At 48.4% G+C, this 21,967-nt stretch carries 15 protein-coding genes and 1 tRNA gene; 15 read left to right on the forward strand and 1 reads right to left on the reverse strand.

Going from position 1 to position 21,967, the window contains the following annotated elements; genetic code table 11:
- From G7Y46_RS05680 to G7Y46_RS05700, 5 genes are all read left to right on the forward strand, one after another.
- Positions 1-3,209, forward strand: a 3,209-nt coding sequence (locus tag G7Y46_RS05680) for an InlB B-repeat-containing protein (protein ID WP_165253143.1), incomplete at its 5' end; no start/stop codon positions are given.
- 107 nt (positions 3,210-3,316) lie between these two features.
- On the forward strand, positions 3,317-3,967 hold the full coding sequence (locus G7Y46_RS05685; protein WP_165253145.1) for a flagellar protein FliS: 651 nt from the start codon (positions 3,317-3,319) through the stop codon (positions 3,965-3,967).
- A 183-nt stretch (positions 3,968-4,150) separates the two neighbouring features.
- A complete protein-coding gene (locus G7Y46_RS05690; RefSeq protein ID WP_165253147.1) occupies positions 4,151-4,852 on the forward strand; it encodes a hypothetical protein in 702 nt (233 codons plus the stop codon).
- 56 nt (positions 4,853-4,908) lie between these two features.
- A complete protein-coding gene (locus G7Y46_RS05695) occupies positions 4,909-5,646 on the forward strand; it encodes a hypothetical protein (RefSeq protein WP_165253149.1) in 738 nt (245 codons plus the stop codon).
- Positions 5,647-5,679: 33 nt separating this feature from the next.
- Entirely contained in the window at positions 5,680-12,426 is a 6,747-nt protein-coding gene (locus tag G7Y46_RS05700) for a hypothetical protein (protein ID WP_165253151.1), read from the forward strand.
- Between the two features lie 62 nt (positions 12,427-12,488).
- Here the strand turns inward: G7Y46_RS05700 and rlmD are convergent, their stop codons facing one another.
- Positions 12,489-13,811, reverse strand: coding sequence for a 23S rRNA (uracil(1939)-C(5))-methyltransferase RlmD (rlmD, locus tag G7Y46_RS05705; protein WP_165253153.1), 1,323 nt, complete (start codon positions 13,809-13,811; stop codon positions 12,489-12,491).
- A gap of 76 nt (positions 13,812-13,887) precedes the next feature.
- Here rlmD and G7Y46_RS05710 point away from each other — a divergent pair.
- The 10 genes from G7Y46_RS05710 (at position 13,888) to G7Y46_RS05755 (ending at position 21,942) form a co-directional block, all read left to right on the forward strand.
- Positions 13,888-13,963: transfer RNA gene (locus tag G7Y46_RS05710), tRNA-Arg, on the forward strand.
- 118 nt (positions 13,964-14,081) lie between these two features.
- A complete protein-coding gene (locus G7Y46_RS05715; protein WP_165062300.1) occupies positions 14,082-14,477 on the forward strand; it encodes a GtrA family protein in 396 nt (131 codons plus the stop codon).
- A gap of 176 nt (positions 14,478-14,653) precedes the next feature.
- Positions 14,654-15,172, forward strand: a complete 519-nt coding sequence (locus G7Y46_RS05720) for a peptidylprolyl isomerase (protein WP_165062299.1) — start codon at positions 14,654-14,656, stop codon at positions 15,170-15,172.
- Positions 15,173-15,203: 31 nt separating this feature from the next.
- Positions 15,204-16,544, forward strand: coding sequence for a tetratricopeptide repeat protein (locus G7Y46_RS05725; protein WP_165253155.1), 1,341 nt, complete (start codon positions 15,204-15,206; stop codon positions 16,542-16,544).
- A 17-nt stretch (positions 16,545-16,561) separates the two neighbouring features.
- Positions 16,562-16,966: a nucleoside-diphosphate kinase gene (gene ndk, locus G7Y46_RS05730; RefSeq protein ID WP_165253157.1), complete on the forward strand. Its 405-nt coding sequence runs from the start codon at positions 16,562-16,564 to the stop codon at positions 16,964-16,966.
- Between the two features lie 151 nt (positions 16,967-17,117).
- Entirely contained in the window at positions 17,118-18,152 is a 1,035-nt protein-coding gene (locus G7Y46_RS05735) for a 4Fe-4S dicluster domain-containing protein (RefSeq protein WP_165253159.1), read from the forward strand.
- Positions 18,142-19,044 carry an FAD/NAD(P)-binding protein gene (locus G7Y46_RS05740; protein ID WP_165062295.1) on the forward strand — a complete coding sequence of 301 codons (903 nt, stop codon included), beginning with the start codon at positions 18,142-18,144 and terminating at the stop codon, positions 19,042-19,044. The genes G7Y46_RS05735 and G7Y46_RS05740 overlap by 11 nt, the downstream gene beginning before the upstream one ends.
- A gap of 32 nt (positions 19,045-19,076) precedes the next feature.
- Positions 19,077-19,841: an NADH:ubiquinone oxidoreductase gene (locus G7Y46_RS05745; protein WP_241156007.1), complete on the forward strand. Its 765-nt coding sequence runs from the start codon at positions 19,077-19,079 to the stop codon at positions 19,839-19,841.
- Positions 19,838-21,127 (forward strand): Ni/Fe hydrogenase subunit alpha, encoded by a 1,290-nt coding sequence (locus tag G7Y46_RS05750; RefSeq protein ID WP_165253161.1) that lies wholly within the window; start codon positions 19,838-19,840, stop codon positions 21,125-21,127. The genes G7Y46_RS05745 and G7Y46_RS05750 overlap by 4 nt, the downstream gene beginning before the upstream one ends.
- A 269-nt stretch (positions 21,128-21,396) precedes the next feature.
- The gene (locus tag G7Y46_RS05755) at positions 21,397-21,942 is read left to right on the forward strand and encodes a division/cell wall cluster transcriptional repressor MraZ (protein WP_165062293.1); all 546 of its coding nucleotides are present in this window, start codon (positions 21,397-21,399) and stop codon (positions 21,940-21,942) included.
- The last annotated feature ends 25 nt before the right edge of the window (positions 21,943-21,967 follow it).

Raw genomic sequence — 21,967 nt, forward strand, 5'->3', positions numbered from 1 at the left:
CGCACGAATTACCTCAGGTTACAGTTAAGGTTGCAGAGGGTACTGAAGCACAATGGGAAAGCTACTTTCCTCCTGACCCCGTACGTGTGGAAAAAGGCTTACCTCCAAGGTATAAGTTTGTAGGAGATCCAACTGTTAGCGACGATGCTAACGAGCAAACTATTGGCAGCTTAACCTATGTAAAACAAGCAGATGGTACTTTTGGTGTTAAAGTTGCTGATGGCGTTACATTGCCTGCAGACTTCAGCATTTCCGATGCCGTGCAAGGCACTGGTTTGGATGTTACGCGTGTTATCGACAATGGCTTTGCGGGGCAAGCTAATCTGATCAGCATTGCTCTTCCTTCGTGTATTACGACAATTGGCGCAAACGCGTTCAAAGAATGCCCCAATCTTGCAGAGGTTGTTATACCGGCATCTGTTACTAGTGTGGGTTCACAAGCTTACTGGGGTTGCCCAAAACTTGAAAGGATTTTGGCTCTTCCCGAAAATGCTACTTATGATAAGGGTGTTTTTGTTGGAACGGCGGCTCGATCTACTGCATATTGTCCTGCGGAAAATGCTCCTGCGTTGGCTGGTACGGGTCTAGAATTTATAAAGCCGTTCGAGTTAAGCCTAGATAAGCCTAACCTTGAATTCTTTGTTGGCGATGCAGCCGATACGCTTAACGTTGTAGGCGCCATCCCAAATACCGACTTGTTCGGAGGCTTCTTCCGCATAACTTGGGGCTGGCAAGAGTCTACTAATATAGCGGCATTTACAACTACTGTTAATTCATTTACCGGTTCTCCTGTTACGGTGACTCCTAGTACTCAGAATGAGAAGTCGGGTGACGCGAATCTGCAGGCTTCACTTGTTTACTATGGTTACAGCGGCGAGAAAGTTATTGCTGTTGGTAACTGCGCGGTTAAGGTGAAGCCGATGTATAGCGATGTTACGTTCCAGACGAATGGGGCAGAAAGTGGCGATATTGCGGCTCAAAACCATTTGGCGTATGGCAGCAAGGTTGCTAAGCCGGCTGACCCGACAAAGACAGGCTACACTTTCGGTGGCTGGTTTACCGATGCGGAATGCACTGACGGTAACCAGTGGAATTTCGACACTAGTGTTGTTACCAAAGCATCCATAACGCTGTATGCAAAATGGACGGCAGATTCACATCCTGTAACTTTCAAGGCTAACTATGATGCGGGCGAGGGTTACGAGGCAGTATCTGGTGCAGTGTTTGGCATGGGCGAAGAGGCTTCGGCAGATGATGTCGTACTAGATCTTTACTATGGCGACAAGTATGACACCGTGCCCACACCTACATACACTGGTTACATCTTCGACGGTTGGTATACAGACCCCGGCACTTGGGAGCAGCCAACCAATCAACCTACAGCTGACACAACGGTGGGGACAGAAGATGTGATCTATTATGCCAAGTGGACTATTTGCAGCTACGCAGTGACATACAATAAGAATTTGGGTGCCGACCCGACTGAGCCGACCACGTGGGTAACAGATCCCGAGGGTGGTACGATCTCGTATGGTGCTTCGCTGGATTACACACCAGTGCGCTCGGGCTACACATTTACAGGCTGGACACGCAACGCATCTCCTGAAAGTGGCAGTGTGGTGGTGGATTACCCGGCTGCAGCCGACGAACAGCAGCTGTTTACGCCAGCTGACGCTAACGGTGCAACTATAAATCTGTATGCAGTTTGGCAACCAGCGGGTGTAGTTGCGTATACGGTTAAATACTTCCAGCAAAATGTGGATGATGACAATTATCCAAGTGCGGCTGCGCAAACAACAACTACTAATACTGCGGCTGCTGGCACAACTATAGATAGCACTTTAATTAATAGCTTGGCTGCAGCTTACTCGCCAGATGGCTTCACATATAACAACTATACGATCAATGATTCGCAAACAGTAATTCGTGGCGATGCCGGCACGGTTATCAACTGCTACTACACGCGCAATGCGCATAGTATCACTCTTGATGCGTCTAATACTGGAATATTGGCGATAAGTGCATCGTTGGGAAGCGCAGCTTTGGCAAATGGTGCCGAAGTAAAACAAGGAGCTACCGTAAACCTTTCGGCAACTGTTGTTAGTGGCTATAATTTTAGCGGCTGGACCGTTACCGACGATAAGGGCGTGGCGGTAACGGTTACTAACTCCAATTCAGCCAGCGGCGCGTCGTTTGTAATGCCGAATAGTGTTGTAACTATTAGCGCTTCGGCTACCGCAGGCGAAGTAACTTATACGATTATTTACAACAAGCAAAACATTGAAAACGACGAATATACGAAGTTTAAAGAAAAGACCGTTAAATGCAATGTTGGCGAAACGGTTACGCATGATCTTCCTACGTATGAAGGCTTTACAACTCCGGCTAAGCAGAATGTTACTGCTGTGGCGGGTGGCGGCACCATTGCCTACAATTATGCTCGTCAGTCGTACACGCTTACGTTCAATTTGAACACTGGCGCTCTGGGCGATTCAAGCGCTGCAATTACCGAACAAGTTAAGTACGAAGATGCGCTAAGCAAGTATGTTCCTGCGGGCACACCCACAAAGGATGGCTATGTATTTGTCGGTTGGTTTAACGGAAGCGAAAAGCTTACGACCACTTCTACAACCAAAATGCCAGCTAATAATGTTACTTACACAGCCAGCTACATGCGGGTGTTAAGCGTTGATTCGCTGCTAGAGCCTACGATTGGAATGTCGCTTGAATATACCGATGCGCAGGCAAAACTTTCGCAAGATGGCGTAGATAGTTTAACGCTTAGCGCCACATCGCAGATGGCTACCACGCCAAACGAGGAATCGGGTGTTGTGGTGAAGTCGGTAACTAGCACTGCTGATACTGCGGGCATTGGTGCTCTGTTCAACAGCGGCTCTGTTTCCGCAAGTAACAGCTGGGGTGGCATCCAAATGAGAGTATCAAACACAGGCGTTACGCCGAATGCGTTTGGGTTAAATTCGGGCGGCGAAGTCGCGTTGGTAGATGCTACGAATGGCGCCTCGAAGATGATAATTCCCAAGACCTCGGGCAAGCTAGATGTTACTTTCAGCATAATTTTGCCGGAAGCGACCGTGAATGCCATTACAGATTGGGCGGCAACGAATGTCTCAATAGCCAATCTTGAATTCTGCTTCGAAGTTGAGGATTCAAGCAAAGCCGTATTCGGGAAAAAGACTACGAGCGCTTAAAGCATATAGAACAAGCGGCTTAGGCGCTAAGTTTAAGCTGCTTGATATAGCAAATTACCAGTTCAAAACGTAGATGCGTTTAAGTTCAACATGAATGAGAAGAGAATATGACTGTAGAAAAATCTGGAAAATCGAACGTTCATAAGCGACCTTCTGTTGAGGGCGCGAAGACTGCGGGTGCTGGTATAGGCACCGCGCCTCGTCCCTCCAAGGGCAAGCCCAGCGGCAGCTCTAAACCAAACGGCAGCCTTAAACCCAAGGGCGGCTCTAGACGTACCGTGCTTATTGTGGCAGGCGTTGTTGTTGCTGCTTTGGTTTTGTGGCTTCTGATTTGGCTATTCGCGTGCAATGGGCGTGGCATATTCGACCCCAACGCGCAAACCGGTCAAGCGCCGTACAAGACGGAAGAAGAAAAACAGGCGGAGCTTGATCGCATTGTGGAAGAGGGCATGTTCAATATATCAATTGCCTCTGCCATTCAGTTTGAAGATGGCACCAGCAGCGGCACTGCGTATATCGAAAACGTACCCAATAACAACTACGACATGAAAGTGACTATAACCGACGACGTTACGGGCGACGTTCTGTATGAAAGCGGCGTACTGCAGCCGAATCAGTTTATCGAGAACATCACGCTAACGAAAGATTTAGACCCCGGTAGCTATTCCGCAACAGCAACGTTTACTGCCTTGGACAAGGGAACGCACGAGGAACGCGGTAAAGCTGCTGCGAAGGTGACGATTAACGTGCTGGGGTAGCACGTGGTGCGTTGGTTGTGGCGAGTAGTGTGTCGCGCTAATGCGCGTTCGTAATTAGCTGTTTCGCGTCGAACGGTGGCTCGGCGCTGAACATAAAGGCTCTGAAAGCTTTATGCAACGGGATAAGACATAAGTAGAGCCAAAAGTAAGGACAGTGGTCAGAGATAACAAGGAGGAATGACCATGAAGAAGCAGATTTTAGGTGCTGTAACACTTAGCGCCGCGTTGGCAGTAGGTATGTGCATGCCGGCATTTGCAGCTCAGGATGGAACAACCGGAAAGGTAACATCAGGAACGGGCGAATTTTATACAGGGGGCGAAACAACTGCAACAGTTTCAACTACGATGGAGCAAATTGACTGCACCATACCGTTAGAGTTGCCATTTGTTGCAAATATGTTGGGCGGCAATTTGGATACATCCAGTGCAGGCACGTATGGGATTACTAATAATTCTGACAAGGCTGATTTATATGTAACCAATATGGTAGTAAGTGATTTTTCGACAGATTGGAACTTTGTAGCCACTACGGGTGCTGCAAATGCAAGTTCAGGATATTCTTCTACTGGAGTGAATTATGGTGATGTGTTTGTACAGGTGAACTACAATACAAATGGTTCTACGTCAACAAGCGCTAATACGCCTATTGTTAAAGCTTCTGGTAGTGACAGCCTCACGATTCCAGTTACTACTGAAACTTTCAAAATCAACCAAAAGCAAACTGGTGGCGCTGAGGGTCACAATACAACAGCAATCACTTTTGCTGGTTCAAATGGTAAGTTAAAGACAAGCATTGCTAGCGATGCTCCTCAAGATCTTTTCAAGGTGACATACACAGTTAGCTATAACCCGTACAACACTACCGAATACACCCCTGCTTCTTAGGATGCGTAGGGCTACTCAATTTTAATTCACCGATAGCGACGAATTAGGGAAACACTATGACAACACCTGACCGGAACAATATTGAACAACAAAACCCGATTCACACCGGTCAGGTGCGCAGTTACGGCTCGAAGGATGCTGCACATGTCGCATCGGTAGGTTCTCGGGCGCACACTTCGCATACATCTAATGCGTATGCATCGGGTGTGCGCGTACCGGGTGCGCCCGCTGAATCAAACCAAGCTGCTGTGGTGAACAGGCCTACACAATCCGCCAAACCAATCAAGCCCAACAAGAAAGGCACGAGCCGCGGCAAGGCTTTCTGGATTGCAATTGTTGTTGCAATAGTAGCTATTGTGGCAATTTGCGCGCTCGCTTTCGTAATGTGCAGCAGCAAGGGTGCGCGTCAGGGCGATGCTGGTCAACTTTCAGGCAAAAGCCAAGAGGAAATTCAAGCCGAACTTGACCGCATAGTGGAAGAGGGCATGTTCAACATAAGTATTGCTAGCTTCATTGAATTTCCCAATGGCTCAAGCGAAGGAGCGGTGCGCATTGAAAACGTGCCAAATAATCATTACTTAATGCGCGTGTCTATAATGCGCGACGACACAGGGGAAACAATTTATACAACCGATTTTATCGAGCCGAACCATCACATCGAAAACGACACGCTTGATGTGGATTTGCCGGCTGGTACTTATCCGTGTACGGCAATGTTTTACGCCTACGACATGAACACGGAGGAATTGCGCGGTCAAGCTGCCGCCAAAGTAACGATAAGCGTGCTTGAATAGCGCAGGCTAGTAACGCTAGTAAAGGGAGTAAAAATGGGACATGTTATAAGAAGACATATGGGCAAAGGGTTGGCAGTGCTTTTGAGCATATGCCTGCTTATAACCTACAATCCAGTGGCTTCTCTTGCATATGCCGCCGACACAGCTGGGCGTGTAGTGTCGAACAATGCCTACAGCGGCGGTCAAACCACGGCAATCATAACTACCACGCAAGAGATGCAGGCTGAAATTACGTATGCTGCGGGAGCTAACGCTGCATCGAATAGCAACCTAAAGCTTGCTGGGCTTTCTGAACAATATAAGCTGACGGCAAGTGCTACTGGCAATGTTGGTGGCGAAGAAGGCAGTCTTGGTTTCACGTGGAGTTATGCCACAGCCGATGATACTGGCGCTGCAACTTCTGAATATGTGCAAGTAACGAACGAGAATGCGCCGGGTGCTATACAGGGCGAATCTGGCGAAATTCTTTCGATGCACAATATGGCGGTTTCTGCCACGCAGCTAATTGCCGGGCGCGATAATCTAAGCGACGGTCACTACTCTATAAAGGTAGAGGCGCAAGATTTGGTTACGCATGCCAGTGCCAGCGCCACATTTCATATGCTTGTAAGTGATAGCGCTAGCGAATATGGCGCGCTAACGCTTACAGACGAAGCAACCGGAATAACTGTAGCGGGCAATCTTATATATATGAAAGCGCCCGGTACAAGTTTATCTGTAGGCAACGTTGGGGAAGATATGCGCGAGGCGCTTGAGGCGCTTTATCAAAACGAAGACAAAACCATGGCAGCTTATATTACGAAAGATATACAGCTGACTGCCAATAAAACGCCATATTACGGCGAACTTCGTATTAGCGTACCCGTGCCTGAAATTGACCCAGATGTTACATCGGTGGTTGTTGTGGGTAAGGCATCTGACGGCACTACCATGAACAAGACTGTAAACGTTACGCGCCCAAGTGCAGGTGGCTCTGGCGGGGCGGGAGCAGAGGATGCAATTCCTACCGTAACATTCGACACCACCATAACTGGCTCTTTCGCTATAGCGTATGTGCCCATAGTTCGCTATACGATAGAAACTGCGATAGAACCTGTCGAGCCTGCGAATATTGCTCACTTCAACGTAGACAGTAAAGTTGTAAAGCAGGGTGACAGCGTTACCTTCACCCTTATTCGCGATAATGCGGAATACGATGTGCAGTCGGTCAAACTTGTGCCGAAGGAGGGCGAGGGTGCTGGCATTGGCGGCGCATCCGACATTCCTGCGGTGGAATATAACGCCTCCACCGGCATATGCAGTTTCAAAGCCACGGGCAGCGTAACCGATTTGGTGCTTACTGCAACGCTTGCGCTGCGTCCTCCCGAGAAAAAGTGGTACACGTTTGAATCTTCAGCCAGTGGTCCCGGCAGCATTTCTGTAACTTACACCGATGCCGAAGGCGATACGGCTGTGCCACAGGATGGCAAATACGAGGAAGACACGAAGGTAACAGTAGCTGCAACAGTTAATGCCGATGCTGAAGGGGCAAGCGTGGAATCGGCTGTGCTAGTTGTGAAAAACGCCGACGGCAGCGAAGCTAGCCGTACCGACCTTTGCGAAACTGATCCAACCGGACCGTGGAATATTACGCTTAAAGGCAATAGTCAATTGACCGTTACATTTGCTGAAGGTCAGGCTCCTACAAAAGTTATAAATACTATTCAGACTACAGCAATTCCTGCAGCGGGTGGCACTATTTCTGCGCCTGCAAGTATTGATAAAGACAGCGGTGGCGCAGGCGTTGGCAAGGGCTATGCCACAATTACGCCCAATGCGGGCTATGCTATAGCCGACGGCGGCGTTAAGGTTATTCGTGTGCTGCAAAGCGGCGAAGAGGAAAATGCTACAGCCGATTGCGTACTTACCATGAATGGCAACGTTGGTACGTTGGCAATTCCATTTAATGCTACTGTAAAAACTTACAAGGTAGAGGTTACTTTCCAGCTGCAACCGGTCACTAAATATTTTGGCGTTGGTGTTAATGTTGTGGGCGGTTTGGGCACGGTTAGCGCGAATGTTGCCGACTTATCGCATGTAAAGTCGGGCACAAATGTGACGCTTACATTGAAGCCCAATGCTGGCTATACGCTACAAAGCGATGGTGTGCTTGTAGATGGCACGGCTTGTGCGCTTACGCAAATCGGTTCGACTGGCAACACTTATGCAGCCAATCTGGGAAGCATTACTAAAAACACATCGGTGGCGGTTGCGTTTACGTCGGTCGTAAAGCCCGAGCGCCAGCAGCGCATGATAGTTGCAAGCAGTGGCGCTGGCGGCACCATTAGTCCTGACGGTAACGTGTCGCTCTATGTTGACGAGGGTAAAAAATTCAACTTCTACGCTAATTCGGGTTACGTAATTGCTTACGTTAAGGTAAATGGTGCAACGCTTCTTGCCGACCCTCTAAATGCAGATTCTGATGCGCTTTATAAGGGCGATGTGCAGGGCGCCTACACATTTGGTGCAGGTAGCGATGCGTCTAGTCAAACTATACATGTAGCTTTTGAAAAGAAAGCAGGCTCGTCGGGTTCCACCGTGCAGACGTATACAGTATCTGCTACGGCGGGCGTAGGCGGTCGTGTTTCGGCGGCGCAAACTGTGGAAGCCGGCAAGCAGGCTAGCATAACTGCCTACCCTAGTAGTGGCTATACGGTGGCAGGAATTAGCGGGGCTTTGCCTACAACAACCACTGAAAATGCCGATGGTAGCGTTACGTATACATTCAACAATGTAGCCTCTGACATTAATGCGCAGGTTACATTTAATGCGAAACCGGTTACGCCGGGCGAGTCGCAGTATCACAACATTTATATGAACATAACCGGCACACCTACAGATGGCACGGGCAACCCTACAGCTACGTTTACCCCAGCGTCTTCTGACGGTTATGTAACTGTCAAAGGTGGCGATGGCGGCGCTCCAACAAAGCTTACGATAACCCCGGCTTCTGGGTATAAGGTATATGGCGTTACCATAAATGGTGCTGCTGCAGAAACTACAACAAGCAATACCGGTGCGGTTTCGCTTAACGTACCTGTGCTTATGGCAGATTGTTACGTGGTAGCTAATGTAAAGAGCGCAAATGGTACACCTACTGGTACTGGTGGCAATCCGCTAGAGGAAACGACCGACCCTGAGACTGGCAAGCCCGGCTTGAAAGACCCAATTACGGGTGAAACAATTCCCACTGACGATGATGGCAACCCCGTTGATAAAGAAACCGGCGAAAAGCTGCCAACTAATGGCGATGGTGATGTTGTCACCGACACAACCGATCCGAACTACGGCGTGAACGACAAAGGCGAACAAGAGGTTTCAAATCCCGATAATCCGGCGGCGGTTGTGCCCGGTTCAAATGGTGAAAACATTGCAGTAATTCCAAATACTGCGCCAGACGATAAACCGGGCGATGTTGTGGGTGGCAAGAATGCCGCAACAGGTGAAGATGCTAGCGGTGCTTTCTTGGTGGAAGATGATGGCAACGGTGGTGTGAAATATGTGCCGGTAGTTACCGATAAAGACGGCAATGTAGTTGATGGTAGCGGCAACGTAATTTACGAGAAGCAGCCAGATGGCACATATAAGAAGATGGGCACGGCAGATGATGATCCTGCGAAGTTGCCGACTGATGAAAACGGCAACGTGCAAACCGACACAAAAGACCCGAACTATGGTGTAAATGGCGAAACCGGTGAACAGGTTGTGCCTAACCCCGATAACCCGGCGGCGGTTGTGCCCGGCGCGGGTGGTGCGAACATTGCTGTAAAGCCCGATAAGGGCACAGATGACAAACCGGGGGATGTTGTTGGTGGCACAAATGCAGCTACAGGTGAAGACAGCGGTGGTGCTTTCATAGTTGAAGATGACGGCGAAGGTGGCATAAAGTATGTACCAGTTTCCACCGATGAAGACGGCAATGTTTTGGATAACAATGGCAATGTTGTTTACGAGAAACAGCCCGATGGCACATACGATAAAGTTGGCGATGGCGCGCCCGCAAAACTTCCAACCGATACAAACGGTAACGTGCAAACCGACCCGACCAACCCCAATTACGGCGTGAATAGCGAAACGGGCGAACAAGAGGTTGTAAACCCTGTAAAACCTACGCCGGTAGACTCTGACAACAAAGCGTTCATTCCGCAGACCGACACTTCCAAAAAACTTGATGACGGTACTACCGTAACGGTGGCTGAAAGCAAAGATGGCAGTCAAATTCCTGTCATTCAAAAAACGGAAGGCGGCAATTATTATCCGACCATTACCGACAAAGATGGAAATGTGCTAGATACCAATGGCAACGTGGCATTGAAGCCTGTAAAGGATGCTGGCGGAAACATTACCGGCTATGAGGATGTGCGCAAGCCAGACTCTACTACTGGTAAGTTGCCCGAGATTGCAACGCTGCCTGTGGGTGATGGCAATAAGGTGCATACTGATACGTCTGATCCGAATTATGGTGTCAACAACAAGGGCGAGCAGGTTCTTCCGAACCCAGATAATCCAGCGGCGATAGGTAATAGTAATCAGGCATTCATTCCGCAGCTTCCAGCTGATGAAAATGGCATAGTTGTTGGCAAAGATAAAGATGGTAACACTATTCCAATGATAGAAAACCCCGCTAAGCCGGGCTATTATGTACCAGCTGTCACCGACAGTGATGGAAACGTGCTAGACGGCAATGGCAATGTTATTTACACGCCCGTAACCGATGGTGGCGGCAATACTGTAGGGTATAAACCCGCTGCGGGTACAAGTGGAGGCACGCCGAGTACGCTACCTGCGGGACCTAGTGGCAGCATTCAGACAAGCACTAACAACCCAGAATATGGTGTAAATGGCGAAACCGGTGAACAGGTTGTTCCAAACCCCGATAACCCGGCGGCGGTTGTGCCCGGCGAAGGAGGCGAAAATATTGCTGTTCTGCCGGATGTCAGCGCAAACGATAAACCGGGAGACATTATTAGCGGTACAAATGCGGCAACAGGTGAAAATAGTAACAGTGCATTTGTCGCAGAAGATGATGGCGAAGGCGATATAAAGTATGTACCGGTTGCCACTGACAAAAATGGTAATGTGCTAGATGATAGCGGTAATGTAGTTTATGAGAAACAGGAAGACGGTACTTATAACAAGGTTGGTAGCGGCAAGCCTGCGAAGCTTCCTGCCGGTACCGATAAAAATGTACAGACCGACACTTCGCGTCCAGTTTATGGTGTGGATGGCAATAGCAAAAGTCCTACATACGGTCAGCAAATTGTGGCTAACCCTGATTATCCAGCGGCGGTTACCGATGGAAAGATTGCAGTATATCCGGTGGCTGATGGCACCGAGCCTGTGGGCAGCATAGTGCCCGGCAATTCAGCTGATGGCACCTCAACCAATGTGAAGTTCAAGGTTAGCAAGAACGAAGCGGGCGAGACGGTATATATCCCTGTGGCTATTGATGCGGCGCCTGAATACATTGACGATTTGGGTAATAAAGTTGGTAACGACGACAAAAATGCTATGCCTGTTGTGCTTGGACCCGATGGAAACTATCATGCCATGACAGCTGACAAGTTGTATGGCGTGGCACAGGATTGCACGCAGGTTTACACGAACCCGGATAATCCGGCTATTGTGGATGCGTCGTCGAAAGTGTTGTTCCCGACAGACAATTATAAGAATGTACAGAATTATGTTGGCGAAATACAAAACGGCGCGAATCTGCACGACACAAATGTCGCTAAGAGCAATGGTGCGTTCAAAGACAGCTCCACTTCTGAAAATGCTAAGGCTGGGCAGCCTGTACAGGTAATAACTAGTTCTGTGGGCACATGGGTGAATGTAATTCCGCTTGGACCTGATGGGCATTATCATCCAGACGAGAGCGATGAGTTGTTTGGTGTGGAAAAGTCTGGCGATAGTTACACTCAGGTGCTGCGCGTGGAATACAGCACCGGTACGAACGACGATTCGCTTGGTAGCGTTGAGCCGCCGAATTGGGTTACTAAGGGTCGCAGCGCGGTTTATGTTGTAAAGCCAGCCGCAGGGTATCAGCTTGAGGATGCATGGCTTGACGAAAACTTAAGTGTTGACACTAACGTGAAATATGAAGTGCGCGCAAACCGCACGCTGGGCGCTGTGGCGGGAAGTGATAAGGCTGGTGTTGCTAATGGCGGGCGTGCGTCTAACAGTGTGATGAAGTATGCGACTACCAAAAACGGCGTAACTGAAATTACCATTCCGCAAGCAACTAAGAGCAGTTTGCTTTCTACAAGATACACGAAGGCTACCAACCCTACGGACAATCCAAATACGCCGCCAATTGTTAAGCACCACATTACGGCTAGCGTTAATGGAACTCATGGCACTATTGCGCCTTCAGGTATGGTAGAAATTGCCGATGGTGCAAGCCTGACATTCTCGTTCATACCAGAAAGTAGCAACTACATAGTTGCCGATGTGGTGGTGGATGGCGCATCTGTTGGCGCGCCTGCATCGTATACATTCACAGATGTGAAGGCCGATCATACGTTGGTTGTTAGCTTTAAGGCTAAGGGTATTGTTGGTGGATACAATCCGGCTACAAGAACTGTGAAAACGCTGCAAAGTTTGGCGCAAACGGGCGATTTGAATGCGCCTGCGCTGCTGTTGCTTTCTGCAATAGCTTGCGGTGCGCTTGGTGTAGCCATACTGTCTAGCGGTCGCAATGCTGGTCGCAGAAAAGCAGCACCAGTAAGGCGCAGTTTATAAGATTTGCGAAGATGATGCGCGCAGGGCATTTGTTCTGCGCGTATTCTGTGCGCTCTTTTACTCTAACTTGCCTTAAATATACCCACTGTTTCTTGGTGGTATGTTTGCGGAAACATGTCTACCGGAGTGGCTGTTTCTAGCGTGAAGCCGCGCCTGTGCAATACGGCGGTATCGCGCGCAAATGTTTGCGGGTCGCAACTTACATAAGCTAGTCGCTTCGGTGCTGCATTTGCTATAGCGGCTATAACTTCTTTAGAAAGCCCGCTTCTAGGCGGATCAACCACAGCGGCATCTACTACCCCAATTTCGGGTAATGCGCGCGCTACATCGTCACCGATAATTTCTATATCGCAATTGTTGTATTGCGCGTTGCGGCGAAGATCGCGCACAGACGACCCCTCAAGTTCTATAGCAACTACATCGGCACCTGTTTGCGCTATTGGCAAGCTAAAGGTTCCCGCTCCAGAATATAAATCTGCTACCAGCTCGTCGCCTTCCAAGTTTAGCCCCGCCATAACCAGCTCTACTAATTTTTCGGCTTGAGCGGTATTAACTTGAAAAAATGAAGGTGCCGAAATGGCAAAACTGGTGCCGGCAAGTTCTTCTTTCCAAAATCCGGCGCCTTCCAGTGTTTCCACCTTTTTCACCTTGCGTGCAGCTCCGGGCTCTGCCACAACGCGCACAACCGATGTAGCGCGCAGAGCATCTTGCAGCGTTTTGGCTACAGCGGTGCGCGGAAATGCCGCAGGCGCAGTCCACAGGGCTATTTCGGTGCTTTTTGTGCGCAGGCTTGCGCGAACACCTACGCGGTATATTCCCAAATCGTCTGCCCCTTGCAAAAAGCGAATAGCTCCTGTAAGCGATTTTGGCGCGCCTTCCAAAAAACGGTTTGCTAGGGGAGTGCGCGGCACATCCACTATATCTTGGCTTCCCGCTTCATGCATTCCCAGCGTAAATTTGCCTGCTTCGTTAGTGAATGCGGAAAGCTCTATTTTGTTGCGATATCCCCATTCGCGCTTGCTAGGCACGCATTCGCTAACCGTCTTTTCAACATATTGCCTGTCAAGTTTGCCTACGCGCACTAGCGCTTCTACAAGGTTGCATCTTTTGGCATGCAGCTGCGCGCTGTATTCCAAGTGCGCCCACGGTGCGCCGGGAATGCATCCTGACACTGTATATTTCGGGTCAAGCTTTGCGCGTAAGCTGGATGGCTTCACTATGTTGACCAGCTCAGCCACAGCAAAAGATGGCTTTTCGTCGGTTATTCGTATTTCGCACACATCTTCAGGTGCGCCACCTTCTACAAAAACGGTTTTCCCGTTTTCCATATGTCCAATGGCTGCTGCTCCGTATCCCATGCGCTCTATAGTTACAGTTGTGCTCAAAGCATACTCCTAGAAATTATCTGTTGTTTGTCTATCATACACGCACGCATATCGATAGCGTATAATTGCCTTCAGTGCCCTTGTAGCTCAGTGGATAGAGCACTTGCCTCCGGAGCAAGGTGTCGCAGGTTCGACTCCTGTCAAGGGCACCAGTTTTACTTCGCCATAAACTGCGCGCCGAAACGCTTAAAAACACGCAGCTTCTCTGTTAGTAAATAATAATTCTCAAAAAGTAAAATATAATCTGTATGTATTTTCGGAATGGAGATTATGAAAAATTTAATCGCACAATTCGCCAAATTTGGAGTAGTCGGTGGAATAGCTTTCCTGATCGACTATGGCGTTATGGTTTTTCTGACCGAGGTTTTCGGAATAAACTACCTGATAAGCGCCACTATTTCATTTACGGTGTCGGTCATATTTAATTATTTGGCATCTATGCGCTATGTGTTTACGCATAAAGAAGACATGAGCCGCCGGCGCGAATTTATTATCTTCATTGTGCTATCGGTTATAGGCTTAGGGCTAAACGACCTGCTTATGTGGGTATTTACTGGTCTTTTGGGCGTAACGTATCTAATTAGTAAGATAATCGCCACGGCATTTGTTACTGTTTACAATTTCGTAACTCGTAAAATTTTTCTGGATGCGGGAAATCAGCAATAAGCTTGCAGACTGGTGAATATCAGGAGGCAAAAACAAGTATTTGGCATGCTTTTGCTGCAATTAACCTGAAACAAATTCAATCTAAGCACTTGTTATTCGTTCAGTATGCGCTATGTGTGATAGAATCACTAACGATTATGACTAAATACTAATACTATGCGGAAAGCGAGTTTTCAATGTCTTTATACACGCCAGAATACAAACCGAATGGTAAAGAGGTTGCGGTATTAGAAACTTCTAAGGGCACTATCCGTGTTCAGCTGCATGGTAACGATGCGCCAATACATGTAGGAAATTTTGTAGAACTGGCTGGTAAAGGCTTCTACGATGGCATTAAATTCCATCGCTATGTGCCGGGTTTTGTAATTCAAGGCGGTGATCCGAATACTCGCGATGCCAGCGCGGAAGATGTTATTGCAGGCAATGGTCCGTTTGGCACCGGTGGTCCGGGCTATTCAATTCACGAAGAATTTACTACTAATCCGAACAACCAACACTTAGATGGCACTTTGGCTATGGCTCGCAGCCAGAATCCGAACTCGGCTGGAAGCCAGTTCTATTTCTGCTTGGGCGATCAGCCGTTTTTAGATGATGGCTACACTGTTTTTGGTCAAACCATTGATGGTATGGACGTTATCGGTAAGCTGCGTGTTGGGGACGTCATCGAATCTGTCCGTATAGAGAACGAGGCTTAGATGTCGCGATCTTCGAAATCGGAGATAATCAGTGAACAATAGTCTGTTCAAACAAGCTAGCCTGTTATACGACTCAGGCGATTATCGCGGTGCGCTGCGTAAGTATACAGCGTGCCTAAAAGATAATAGTGTGCCTTTTCAGCTAGGCGAGTTGGGTCTTATCTATCATCATATAGGCAATTGTTTGGTGAAGTTGAAGAACCCTACTGAAGCTATTAAGGCATACGTTCAGGCAGCAAGCGATAGTTCTTATCAGGCGAAAGGCGCTCTGAATAACAACATAGGCATGGCATACGCTTCTCTGCGTGACTATGAAAATGCCGTCGTACATTTTGAGAAGGCGGTAGCCGACCCAACGTATGAATCGCCTTACAAGGCGTATATGGGCATGGGCAACGCCCAATTGAAACTGGGGCGCAGCGCCGAGGCGGGAATGTCTTTCCGTGAGGCTGCATTAGACGAGGAAAATCCCGATCCGGCGAAGGCGTTGCTGAACTTGGGCGTGTGCTTTATGTCGCTCGACCGCCCAGAAGATGCGATAGCGTCTTATCAAAGCGCGTTCGATTTTGACATGTCGCAGGATACGCGCAATCGCTTAAATTCCAGCATGGGTCAGGCGTATGCAGCTGCCGGGTATGCGGCTGAAGCTGTTGAGGCGTTCAATAAAGCCACAAGCGATCCTAATTATATTTTGTCCGATTCTGCTGCGGTCGATTATCAGCGATGCGTTGCCACTTTATCGCGTGCTGGGGCAGATGCTGCAGCGGTAGACACGTCGGGGCTCGATGTTAGCGTAGAGAGCCACTATTTTGATGATGGTGGCGATCCGTTCTTCTATGATGAGGGCTATAGCGATGAAGATATGCAAATGCCCGGTTTCATCGATGCCTACGATGATGAAGATGAAGACCGATTCTTCAAAGCTACCGACGATGAATTGGAGCAGTGGTCCCGCGGTTTAGCGAAAAAAGATCGCAAGCGTCGCAATGTAGGGCTCAAAATTCTGATAGCTGTTATTGTTGTTGTAGTTTTACTGTTGGGCGCTGCCGTTTTTGCGTTTACGCAAGGTTTTGGCTTCCCCACTCAACAAGCGGTTGCAGAGCAGCTATTCAATAATCCTGACGAAGCCAAGAATAGCTTGTTTGCCGATTCGCTTAGCGAAGCAAACGTTAACTCTATAGTGGCTCCCGTAGTGCAAGACCCCAATGTTTCTATAGATGGGGTAAATCGTTCTATGAGCGAATCTACCGTGTATGCCACAGCAACTACCGATCAGGGCGGCAAAATTACATACAAGATAGATATGGTACGCGATTTTGTCGGCTGGAAAATATCTGGGATAGAACTCTACTTCCCAAGTCAGAATAGTTAATTTAGCAGGAGGAAAACATGGCAGAAGAGAAAACTTATTCGATGATAAAGCCCGATGGCGTGCGCAACGGTCATATTGGTGAAATTGTGAACCGTTTTGAGCGCGCGGGTTTGAAGATAGAGCGCATGGAACTTGGCATGGTTACGATGGAACAAGCTAAGGCAAACTACGCCGAACACGAGGGTAAACCTTTCTACGATGGGCTTATTAGCTATATCACGTCTGGTCCTGTGGTGAAGATGGTTATATCTGGCGCAGGTGCTGTGGCGAAGTGCCGCAGCCTTATGGGCGCTACAAATCCGGCAGAGGCGGCTCCCGGGACAATTCGCGGCGATTTCGGTCTTATCATGGACGAAAATGTTATACACGGCAGCGATTCTGTTGAATCCGCCGAGCGCGAAATAAAGATTTTCTTTAATTAATTCAACAGACATATTTTTCCAAATGTGCAGGGCGGTGCTTAGGTGCCGCCTTTTTGTTGTGTAGCATATGACCTTTCGGCGATGTGGTTTGCTAGTAAGCCGCATACTCATTTAATATGGTTGTACTTATAAAAAACGTGGAAAGGGCTCTATGCTTTACAGAGTCATCGATGCGGATGAACTACCTGCCTTGGTTGAAGCGTTCATGCGCGACTACGAAGTGATAGCGTCTGTGCGTAGCGGGAAGAGTTTTGCGTTTGAGACGGTGCATTCGTTTGATGAGATAGTGCTGGACTATCCAACCACTCTTACATCGCTTAAAAAGTATTTGTTACCCCCGCGTGAAACTCTTTTTGAATACGACATGGAAGATGGCGTAACCGACTATGTGTTGCAGGTGCGCCCGCGCGTGCTATTCGGTGCTCATGCGTGCGATATTAACGCTATGAACAACCTAGATTTAGTGTTCGACGATAAGCGCTATCCCGATCCTTATTATGAGGCTCACAGACGCGCAACCATGATAGTTGGTATAGGCTGTATTCCCAGCGATTCATGTTTTTGCCATCTGCTAGATTCTGGCGAAGTGCGCAGCGGCTACGATCTGTTTTTGGCTGATATAGGTGGGCGCTACTTGGTATCTATCGGAAGTGTAGAAGGCGCTAACATTTTAGAGGCTGCATGCAATCCGCGCGAAGCTACCGATGCTGACAGGCGGGCTTTCCGTGAATATACGCGCCGTCGCCAGCAGGCGTTTAACCCGGACATTCCCAGCGTACAGGAAATTCCCATGTTAATGGATGCTTTCCATTCTGACGATTTTTGGGAAGAGCTGGGAAGCAGATGCCTTAATTGCACTGCATGCGCTAGCGTGTGCCCCACTTGTTACTGCTTCGATATCTGCGACGTGTTAGATCCTAATGCGCAGACCGGGCGGCGCGAACGTGTGTGGGATGCGTGCACATCTCCGCAGTTTGCGCTTGTAACAGGCGGGCATAATTTCCGCTCCGGCACGCGCGAGAGGGTGCGCCACAGAATGTATCACAAACTAAATGGCTTCAATTCAAAGTATGGACGCTATTTGTGTGTGGGATGTGGTCGATGCGTTCACGCATGCAAGACCGATATTTCGCCAATAAAGGTACTTGAATTCTTCGAGCGAAAGGGGGCTGAAGATGCCGAGTAGTACTAGCGTACATGTAGGACCGCTTGCCCACGACGTTGTTGCAATGGATGGCGCTCAGATGATGTTCGAGAACCCCTATCGTCCGTGGGAAGCGCGTATAACATCTATAACTCCCCTTACGGAAAACGAGAAGCTTTTTGAATTTCGCCTAATAGACGAGCGCATTCGTGCGGCTTTTCACCACGAGCCCGGTCAATTTGTTGAGGTCAGCATTTTTGGAGTGGGCGAGGCGCCTATTTCTATATCTAGTTCGCCGTCTAAGGGTGGCTTTATTGAATTGTGCGTGCGTCGTATGGGTGAATTTACGACGCGCTTGCATCAGATGCAATGCGGCGACATTGTTGGTCTTAGAGGTCCGTATGGTCGTCCGTTCCCATTTGACGATATGCGCGGGCACGACGTGTTGCTTGTAGCTGGCGGTTTAGGCATAGCACCGCTGCGCTCGCTTATTAATAACATTCACGACGAACGTAGCGATTTTGGAAACGTTACCATTATCTATGGTTCCAAAAATCCAAGTGAAGTAATGTTTCGCGATCAGTTCGAAATGTGGCGGCATCGCAAAGACTTCGATCTATACCTGACTGTGGATAATCCGGACGATACGTGGGATGGCGAAGTGGGGCTTGTTACTGCTCCGTTTTCGCACCTGCAGGTAGATCCTGATAATACATTTGGCGCCGTATGTGGACCTCCGGTTATGTACAGATTCGTAGTGGAAGAGATGCGAAAGAAAGGCATACCTTACGATCGTATTTATATGAGCTTCGAACGCCATATGAAATGCGGCATGGGAAAATGCGGACATTGCCAAGTTGGGCATCAATACTGTTGCATAGATGGACCTGTATTTAATTACTGGGAAGCTAAAAATATACAAGACAGTATGTAATAAGGCACCACTTCGTTGAGCGTGAGGTAGATTTGAGCGAAACAACAAACATACCGCGAGTTGTGGTTATAGGGCTGGCTAGTTGCTTTGGCTGTCAGATAAACATAACCAATATAGAATCGCATCTTATGGAAGTGCTTGGTCAGATTGATGTGCGCTATTGGCAATTAACTTCCAGCGATACTATGCCTGATGAATTTGATGTGGCTGTCATAGAAGGTGCAGCTACTACAAAAGAAGCGCTTGAAACTTTAGCTAGCGTGCGTGAACGCGCGAAAGTTGTTATAACCATAGGAGCTTGTGCAGCTACCGCGGGTATTCCCGGCATGGCTGCGCCAGAATGGCAGGACCGCATAAACGACGTATACGGCGACAATACACCGGCAATAGTGTCTGATATTGCATGCAAGCCTCAGGCTGTGCATGATGTAATAAAAGTAGACTACGAAGTGCCTTGCTGCCCAATAGATCCTTACGCTTTTGTCCATGTTTTGCAGAAGGCTCTGTATGGCAGCAATGAATACAGTCGCACTTCAACAATGTGTGGCGAATGTAAACGCAACGAGCGCGGTTGTTTTTACGGGCGCGGAATTCTATGTATGGGAATGATAACTAAGCAGGGTTGTGGCGCGCGGTGCCCGAATTTGGGCAGACCATGCAATGGCTGTGCGGGATTATCGCCGGATGCTAATTTGGATGCTGCTCGTGTTGTTGTGCAGCACAGCGGTGTGCCGCTAAAACGTTTTAACGATGCACTTGCAATGTTTAACCAAGATGACCCTAGGATTGCGCTATGACTAAGACTCGCATTGAAGTTGACCATGTAGCTCGTATAGAGGGCCACGGTGACATACATTTAGAGATAGCAGATGGCAAAGTAGAGCGTTGCGAATTTGCTGTTACGGAGCCTGCTCGCATGTTTGAAGGCATGGTACGCGGCAGATACTTTGAAGAAGTGCCCTATATCTCTTCGCGTGTTTGCGGCATTTGTTCAGCTAGTCATACTGTAACTGACATTCTTGCCATAGAGCGCATTTTTGGAGTAGAGGTAACGCCGCGCACGCGAGCCATTCGCCAGTTGCTAATTTACGGCAGCTTTTTGCAGAATCATGCAACGCATTTATTCGTGTTTGCCGCGCCCGACTTTTTGGGGCATAAGAGCGTTTTTCCTCTTGCCGACGCTAGTCCGCAAATTTTTGAAGGCGCGCTTGCCTTGAAAGGTCTGGGAAACGAACTATGTAATAAGGTTGGCGGTCGCTCTATTCATCCTATAACTGCAGTAGTAGGAGGATTTACGAACGAACTTTCCCCGGCAGAGTATATAGAGCTGGCAGACAAGATGGACTCAATGCTCGATTTTGCTCTGCAGGCAGTAGATTTGTTTAACGACTTTTCGGTTTCTAGTTTTGAAACCGAAGGCGATATGCTGGCTATGGTGAATCCCGGGGAATACCCCATTGTCGGTTCCGATAAAGCGCAATTTGTGCGTGCGGGTATTAGCTTTGATTGTCAGAATATAAATGACTATATAGAAGAGTATGCACTAGATCATTCTGCGGCATTTTTAGCTGTGATGCGCGAGAATAAGCGTCCTTATTTTGCATCGGCGCTTGCGCGTGTCAATTCATCTTGGGATGCGCTTACCGAGCCTGCGCGCTTTGCGGCAGCTAAGGCAGGGCTGCGTCCGCCTGAGTATAATCCGTTTGCCAATAATGTTGCTCAGGCGGTAGAGATTGTGGATGCGCTTATTCGCTGCAGTTCTATTTGTCGTGCTTTGGCAAAAGATGAATTTGAGGGAACAAGCACGCCTGTTGAATTTCAGGTTCGCGCTGGGCGCGGTGTTGGGTTTACGGAAGCCCCTCGCGGAGCGCTTTTCCACGAACTTGAGATAGACAATGAAGGACGCATAGTTAGTGCCAACATAATTACTCCTACTTCGCAAAACATTGCCAACATTGAAGCGGATATGCGTCTTCTTGCCACTTTGCTTGTCGAAGAAGGCAAAGCACCTGACGACATACAACTAGAAATTGAGAAATTAGTTCGTGCATACGATCCTTGCCTAAGCTGCTCTGTGCATTAGCGCTATAAGGCAGGTGCCGCTGCCGCTTTATCGTTCAATTCAAGATAATAAATTTTGTAAAACACCCGTTCGGTAGTTATATCGAACGGGTTTTCGTTTTGTGTGCATAGTGGGACATTTAGCTCATGAAGTGGTCCGAAAATGCATAAAAATGTTGCAAAGTGGGGCAAAGTGTCATAAGATTTCATTCACGGAAGCCTTGTGGGGTTTTGAAACGCAGTATCAATCGAATCAAAACATCACATAAATGCAGAATGGGGTTACGCTGAATGGCAAAAGCCGTCACAGAAGAGAAACTCGCTGATCGACCCCTCCTGGTCGATCTGTTTGGTGAGTTTCGCTTTAAGGTTGACGCCAAAGGTCGTATGGCTCTCCCCGCGAAATTCCGCAAGGTTCTCCCGAGCGAGCTAATCGTTTCTCGTGAACTTCAGGATGAATGCCTTTACGTGTTTACTCCTGATACATTCAACGAATGGGTTGAACAACTTTTTATCGATCGTTTTGGTGGTTACAACGCATCAGATCGTCGCCATGTGCTTATGCGCAGCAAATTGAAGTCGCGTGCTGATGAAGTGGAAATTGATTCATCGGGTCGCATAATGCTTAAGCCGGAACTTCGCGAGGCTTGCTCAATAGAGCGTGAAGTGGTTGTAGTTGGCAACACTGGGCATTTCGAAATTTGGGATGCAAGCACCTACGATAAGACAATGGACGACATCGATTTGGGAGCTTTCTACGAAAGCGACAAGAAGAAAGATAGCGATTGGAAGGAATCGGCTTTAGCCGATGATCTCGAGTTGAGGGTAGCGCGGTAATGTCTGCATAAGCAGACTACGCTGC

It is taken from the genome of Adlercreutzia sp. ZJ304 (genome assembly GCF_011039075.1).
GTDB lineage: Bacteria > Actinomycetota > Coriobacteriia > Coriobacteriales > Eggerthellaceae > Adlercreutzia_A.